This is a genomic window from Mesorhizobium sp. M7A.F.Ca.CA.002.04.1.1 (genome assembly GCF_004022805.1).
GTDB classification, from domain to species: Bacteria; Pseudomonadota; Alphaproteobacteria; order Rhizobiales; family Rhizobiaceae; genus Mesorhizobium; species Mesorhizobium ciceri.
On the sequence record NZ_RZPL01000291.1, the window covers coordinates 1 to 6,464 of the forward strand.

The 6,464-nt window shown below is 63.3% G+C and carries 6 protein-coding genes; 4 read left to right on the forward strand and 2 right to left on the reverse strand.

Going from position 1 to position 6,464, the window contains the following annotated elements; genetic code table 11:
• The first annotated feature begins 204 nt into the window (after positions 1-204).
• On the forward strand, positions 205-732 hold the full coding sequence (locus ENZ75_RS16585; protein ID WP_063170265.1) for a GNAT family N-acetyltransferase: 528 nt from the start codon (positions 205-207) through the stop codon (positions 730-732).
• Between the two features lie 4 nt (positions 733-736).
• Here the strand turns inward: ENZ75_RS16585 and ENZ75_RS16590 are convergent, their stop codons facing one another.
• Positions 737-1,612, reverse strand: a complete 876-nt coding sequence (locus tag ENZ75_RS16590; protein ID WP_024501405.1) for a LysR family transcriptional regulator — start codon at positions 1,610-1,612, stop codon at positions 737-739.
• A gap of 121 nt (positions 1,613-1,733) precedes the next feature.
• On the opposite strand from ENZ75_RS16590, the gene ENZ75_RS16595 reads away from it, so the two are divergent.
• The gene (locus ENZ75_RS16595) at positions 1,734-2,885 is read left to right on the forward strand and encodes a gamma-butyrobetaine dioxygenase (RefSeq protein WP_063168273.1); all 1,152 of its coding nucleotides are present in this window, start codon (positions 1,734-1,736) and stop codon (positions 2,883-2,885) included.
• Positions 2,882-3,472: an HD domain-containing protein gene (locus ENZ75_RS16600; protein WP_063168272.1), complete on the forward strand. Its 591-nt coding sequence runs from the start codon at positions 2,882-2,884 to the stop codon at positions 3,470-3,472. The genes ENZ75_RS16595 and ENZ75_RS16600 overlap by 4 nt, the downstream gene beginning before the upstream one ends.
• A gap of 71 nt (positions 3,473-3,543) precedes the next feature.
• Here ENZ75_RS16600 and ENZ75_RS16605 read toward each other — a convergent pair whose 3' ends face one another.
• On the reverse strand, positions 3,544-5,346 hold the full coding sequence (locus ENZ75_RS16605; RefSeq protein ID WP_063168271.1) for an NAD(P)/FAD-dependent oxidoreductase: 1,803 nt from the start codon (positions 5,344-5,346) through the stop codon (positions 3,544-3,546).
• Between the two features lie 420 nt (positions 5,347-5,766).
• Here ENZ75_RS16605 and ENZ75_RS16610 point away from each other — a divergent pair.
• Positions 5,767-6,464, forward strand: a 698-nt coding sequence (locus ENZ75_RS16610) for a DUF6600 domain-containing protein (RefSeq protein WP_348630617.1), incomplete at its 3' end; no start/stop codon positions are given.

Sequence of the window (6,464 nt, forward strand, 5' to 3'; positions counted from 1 at the left end):
GCTGTTGCGCATGGACAGAGCCGAGCGGCTTGGCCTGACCTACGAGGAGTACACGCTCGAGATTCTCGAGCGCGGGCGGCACCTCGGGCACGAAGATGCCGACCGCATCAGCGCCATCAAGGCGGCGCGAAAGCGTCGCCGCGCGCGCCATCTGGAGTGACGGCAATGCGCCCGCTTCTATCGCAATCACAGGATATCCCGCACATGAACTCGATCGAGATCGCAACCCTGACCCCGGCTGCCGAGACGCAGGACGGGCTGGCCGAATTGCTGGTCGCAACGGTGGCGGCAGGCGGTTCGGTCAGCTTCATGCATCCGTTGGCGCCGCAGGCGGCGAGGGGTTTCTGGGAGAAATCGCTGGCCGCGGCGGCAAGGGGCGAAAGAGCGATGCTTGGCGCCTGGGACGGCAAAAACCTGGTCGGCACCGTGACCTTGCTGCCCGACTGTCCGCCCAACCAGCCGCACCGGGCCGAGATCGCCAAGCTGATGACACGCACAGACTACCGGGGCAGGGGCGTGGGAACGCGCCTGATGCGGGCCGCCGAGAGCCTTGCGGTGGAGAAGGGCCGCACGCTGCTGGTTCTGGACACGGCAACCGAGGAGGGCGCCTCAGGCCTCTATGAGCGGTTGGGCTTCACGCTGGCCGGTGAGATACCGGACTATGCCCTGAAGCCGCATGGCGGGCTGACCGGCACGCTGATCTACTGGAAGCGGATCGGGCAAATCTCGTAACCAATCATGCCGGCGCGGAGAGGCGCGACAGCAACCACTGGCGGAAATCCTGCTCGGCGCCGGTTAGGCGCGCTGTCGACGCCTTGGTCAGAAAATGGCCCGATGTGCTGGAGAGTTCGAAGTCGGAAAGCCTGACCAGCGTCTTGCTGTCGAGCGCCGCATCGACCAGCGGCCGCGAGCCCAAAAGCACGCCGGCGCCGGCCTTGGCCGCTTCCATGGCGGCAACGAAGCTGTCGAAGCGGTGCGATCGCCTGGGATGGCCGGCCAGCCTGGCGGCAGCGAACCATTCCGCCCACATCTCGCGCGCGCCGGCAACCAGAAGCAGCGGCAAGGAGGTCCAGTCTGCGTCGCCGACCAGACCCGGAGCCGCCACCGGCACAAGCCGCTCGGCGGTCAGCCTGTCGGCTTCGCGGCCGGGGAAGGATCCGTTGCCGAAACGGATATCGAGCACCGAGCCTGGCAGGTCGTAATCGGTAGGGCGATGGATCGTCACCAGGTCGAGCTGGATGCGCGGCAGTGCCTTCGCGAGATCGGGCAGCGCCGGAACCAGCATCAGCAAGGCAAAGGAAATCGGCGCCCGGATGGTCACGGTCTGGACGGCGCGCGGCTCGAACAGTTCCGCGGTGCTGTTGCCGATGGTGGCGAAGGCCGACTGGATGTGGGGGAGGTAGGCTGCCCCCTCCGGCGACAGGGCGACGCCGCGCGCCAGCCGCGAAAACAAACGTGTCTTCAGCCGCTCCTCGAGAAAGCGGATGTGCTGGCTGACGGCCGCCTGGGTGAGGCCAAGCTCGGCTGCCGCCGCGGTGAAATTCGACAGCCGCGCCGCAGCCTCGAAACTGCGCAGCCAGTCGAGCGGCGGCAGGGGTGTGGTTCGAGACATTAGTATATCGTGGTCATTGGCCAAAAAAGGATAATTTGAATTATGCCTCTCGCGCGATCAACATGCAATCGAAACCCTGCGGATCAGCTGCGGGGGACGCAATGGACAGGAACGGATCTCCATGCTCACCCAGGCGCTGATCGGCGACGAAGGTAGAACAATCGAACTTGGCTGGAAGGACGGGTCGCGCAGCCGCTTTCACGCCATGTGGCTGCGCGACAATGCGCTGGACGACAAGACGCGCAGCGCCGGCAATGGCCAACGGCTGATCACCATCCTCGACATTCCCGCCGACACCAGGATCGGCGCGGCATCGCTCAAGGGCGGCGCCCTGGAAGTCAGCTTCGTGCCGGAGCAGAAAACAGTGAGTTTCCCGGCGGCATGGCTGAGTGCCAATGCCTATGATCGTGACGCGGCCCGCCAGCCCGGCTGGACAGACGAGGCCACCGTGCGATGGACCAAGGCCTCGATGCAGAATTCGGTGCCGCGCGCCGGCTATGCTGCGGCCAGCCATGATCGCGCTGTGCTGGGGCAATGGCTGTCGGCGGTGAAAGCCTATGGCTTTGCGGTGATGGACGATCTGCCGGCCGAATCCGGAGCGCTGTGCAAGGTGTCCGATCTGTTCGGCTATATCAGGGAGACCAATTACGGCCGCTGGTTCGAAGTGCGCGCCGAGGTCAATCCGAGCAATCTCGCCTACACCAATCTCGGGCTCCAGGCGCATACCGACAATCCCTATCGCGACCCCGTGCCGACGCTGCAGATCCTGTCCTGCATCGAGAATACGGTTGAGGGCGGCGAATCCAGCGTCGTCGACGGGTTTGCCGTCGCGGCTGCGCTGCAGGCTGAGAACCCGGAAGGCTTCCGGCTGCTGAGCTCATGCCCGGCGCGCTTCGAATATGCCGGCTCTTCCGGTGTGCGGCTGCAGGCGAAGCGGCCGATGATCGAGCTCGGGCCCGATGGCGAGCTGATCTGCATCCGCTTCAACAACCGCTCGCTGGCGCCGACGGTCGACGTGCCCTTCGCCGACATGGAGGCGTACTACGCCGCCTACCGCCGGTTCGCCGAACTGATCGAGGATCCATCCTTCGAAGTGACGTTCAAGCTCGAAGCGGGGCAGGCTTTCATCGTCGACAACACGCGCGTCATGCACGCCCGCAAGGCGTTTTCCGGAACCGGCAAGCGCTGGCTGCAGGGCTGTTACGCCGACAAGGATGGCCTGCTGTCGACGCTCGCGTCGATAGAACACGGGTTCAAGGAGGCGGCGGAATGAGCGGCCAGGATTTGAACGCGGACAATATCGTCGAATTCATTGCCGACATCTTCGAGCGCCGGGGTGCGGAATCCTACCTCGGCGAACCCGTCACCATGTCGGAGCACATGCTGCAGGGCGCCTGGTTCGCCGAAAAGGACGGCGCGCCGGACGAGCTGGTGGCGGCGGCGCTGCTGCACGACATTGGCCATTACACCAGCGAGTTCGGCACCTATTCGCCCGAGGATGTCGAGGACAAGCATCATGACGAAGCCGGCGGCGAAGTGCTGGCGCCGTTCTTTCCACCTGTCATCGTCGAATGCGTCAGGCTGCATGTCGCCGCCAAGCGCTATCTCTGCGCCACCGATCCGACCTATTTCGGCAGGCTGTCGCCGGCCTCGGTGCATACGCTGTCGCTGCAGGGCGGGCCGATGAATGCCGAGGAGGTGGCCGAGTTCCGCAAGAACCCGTTCCATGAGGAAGCGGTCCGGGTCCGCATCTGGGACGAGAGCGGCAAGATTGCCAACATGAAGACGCGGACGTTTCGCGATTACGTGCCGCTGTTGCAGCGGGTGGTGACGCAGTTCGCGGCGGGTAAGCCGGCGTAATTCCCTCAAAGGAAGGAGGCAGGGTGCAAGCCCTGCCTTCTTTCTTCCGGCTTCGCCGGAATCGCGCTCGCCTACCCCTTGTGATGCACCTGCTGCAGCCCGTAGACCGGCGTCGCCAAGCCGGCCTGCCTGGCCTTCAGCTGCAGCGCCAGGAATTGTGAATAGTGGCGTGACTGGTGCAGGTTGCCGCCGTGAAACCACAGCGCTTCCTGCTGTGTAGGCTTCCACATGTTGCGCAACTCGCCTTCCCAGGGGCCGGGATCCTTGGTGGTGTTCGAGCCGAGGCCCCAGCATTTGCCGACCTTGTCGGCGGTTTCGCGCGATATCAGATCGGCGGCCCAGCCGTTCATCGAGCCGTAGCCGGTGGCGTAGACGATGAGGTCCGCAGGCAGTTCCGACCCGTCGCTGAGCAGGACCGAGTGCTGCTTGATCTCTTCGACGTCGACGCCACTCTTCAGCTTGATCGAACCATCGATGACCAACTGCGATGCGCCAACATCGATGTAATAGCCAGAGCCGCGCCTGAGGTACTTCATGAACAGGCCGGACTCGTCGTCGCCCCAGTCGAGCATGAAACCGGCCTTTTCCAGTCCCTTGTAGAATGCCGCATCGCGTTTCTTCATCTCGGCATAGGCCGGGATCTGGAACTCGTGCAGGATCTTGTAGGGCAGCGAAGCGAAGATGAGATCGGCCTTGGCGGTGGTGATGCCATTCTGCAGCGCCTGCTCCGAATAGAGCGAACCCAGTCCGATTTCCATCAACGTGTCGGACCTGGAGATATGGGTACTCGAGCGCTGCACCATGGTCACGTCGGCGCCGGCTTCCCAAAGTGCGGCAGCGATGTCATGGGCGGAATTGTTGGATCCGATGACAACGGCCTTTTTGCCGGCATAGGCGTCGGGACCCGGATGCTTCGACGAGTGGTGCTGATCGCCCCTGAAGGTCTCCATGCCCTTGAATTTCGGCAGATTGGCTTTGCCGGACTGTCCGGTCGCCAGCACCAGTTGCTTCGGCTTCAGCGTGATGTCCTTGCCGTCACGGTGGACGACAACGGTCCATTCCTTCGTCTTGTCGTCATAGGAAGCGCTTTTGGCCTCGGTCGAGGACCAGTAATTCAGCTCCATTACCTTGGTGTACATTTCCAGCCAGTCGCCGATCTTGTCCTTGGGCGAGAAGACCGGCCAGTTCTTGGGGAAATCGATATAGGGCAGATGGTCGTACCAGACCGGGTCATGCAGGCAGAGCGACTTGTAGCGCTTGCGCCAGCTGTCGCCGGCACGCTCGTTCTTCTCGATGATGATGGTCGGCACGCCAAGCTGCCGCAGCCGCGCGCCGAGCGCGATACCGCCCTGGCCGCCACCGATGATCACCGTATAGGGCTGCGTCTTGAAGCCGAGCTCGGCGGCTTCCCTCTCGCGCTCTTCCTTCCATGTCGGACGGTTCTTGCCCGAGCCGTGCCTGGCGCCCATCGGCCGCGCGAAGCCTGCCGGCTCCTCGTGGCCTTTCAGTTCGGCCATGGTGGTCAGCAGCGTCCAGATCTTGCCGTTCTTCAGCCTGATATGGCCGAAGCCGCGTGCCGCCTCCGTCTCGAAGCTGATCCAGCCCTCGATCAGTTCGCCGCTCTCGGTCGCGTCCTCGCCCTTGGCGATGGCGAAGTGCGATGGCCTGGTGTTCGACAACTGGCTTTTCAGCATGTCGCGGACCTGGTCGCGGCCTTCCATGGTCTTGATGTTCCAGGTGAAGGTAACGAGGTCGCGCCAGTAGCAATCTTCTTGAAAGCAATCGACCGCCTTCTCGATGTCATCGGCAGCAAGCGCGGCGCCGAACTGGTCGAGTACGTCAGACAGTTTCTTGCTAGAGGGCTTGTCGAGCATCAGGTTTCCTCCCGTGAAATCCAGATCGTCATGGTGATGGCTCCGACGGGCTTGCCGCCGGACGATCAAGTATCGTCAGAGATGGCGGCCCTCGTCACGCCCCACCATAGTTTCCAGCGGTTTCAATGGTTTATTCGCAAAATGGGATCACCCGGCGGTTTCGCAATCGCCCGGGCGCCGGAAACGACCGTCCCATTTGTGAATGCCGCGCCGGTCGCGCAAAGTTGATGGTCAAATGCCGCAATGCGGTCACCGGGGCCGATGACAACCGATCGGTGAGAAGCCGGGAAGCGGTGGCGGGCAGCAGGGCGGTTCCCGGGATTTTCTGGATGCGGAACTCTGGAGCCCGTTATGATTATCATATCCTTTTTCCAAGCGTCTTCACGCCACTCTCTCGGCCGGCGTGGACGTGCTGCAGCAATGGCCGCGGTCATGGCCTTGAGTGCGACGCTGACCGGCCCGCTGATGCTGCCCGGAACACAGGCGCATGCGGCGGAAATTTCCGTCACCGTCCGCGAAAGGCTTTCGAACTATGGCGGATGGCGAACCTCCAGCCGCTTCGGCGATGTCTGGGTTCCCTCGGTGCATACCCAATGGCGGCCCTACACCGAAGGCAGGTGGGTCTGGACTGACAATGGCTGGTACTGGCAGTCCACCGAGCCATTCGGCGATGTCGTCTATCACTATGGCCGCTGGGCGTATGATCCCGATTTCGGCTGGGTGTGGATCGCCGGCGATCAATGGGCGCCAGCCTGGGTGGTCTGGCGTCAGGGCGGCAATGATGTCGGCTGGGCTCCGGCGCCGCCCGACGTCGGTGCCGCCTTCGACGACGCCTGGTGGTGTTTCGTGCCGGTGGCGGCGATCGGCGCGGTGGATCTGGTCAGGGTGGTGCGGCCGGTTCAGGAGAACGTCGTCATCGTGCGCAACACGACATTCATCAACCAGACGGTCGTGGTCAACAATGCGCCACGCGTGCGGCTTGGCAACCAGGTGGTTGCAATCAATGCCGGACCCCGGCTGCAGCAACTCCCGAAGCCCGTCATGGAATCGATCAAGGCGGCAAAACTGGTTCCTCCGCTCAAAGGCGTGTTTGCCAGTGCACGTCTCGATGCTTCCAG

What these genes read in the sequence shown, in the direction of transcription:
- ENZ75_RS16590 (WP_024501405.1), bottom strand. Translation starts at nt 1,612, where the DNA reads ATGTCTCGAACCACACCCCTGCCGCCGCTCGACTGGCTGCGCAGTTTC.
- ENZ75_RS16605 (WP_063168271.1), bottom strand. Translation starts at nt 5,346, where the DNA reads ATGCTCGACAAGCCCTCTAGCAAGAAACTGTCTGACGTACTCGACCAG.
- ENZ75_RS16595 (WP_063168273.1), top strand. Translation starts at nt 1,734, where the DNA reads ATGCTCACCCAGGCGCTGATCGGCGACGAAGGTAGAACAATCGAACTT.
- ENZ75_RS16585 (WP_063170265.1), top strand. Translation starts at nt 205, where the DNA reads ATGAACTCGATCGAGATCGCAACCCTGACCCCGGCTGCCGAGACGCAG.
- ENZ75_RS16600 (WP_063168272.1), top strand. Translation starts at nt 2,882, where the DNA reads ATGAGCGGCCAGGATTTGAACGCGGACAATATCGTCGAATTCATTGCC.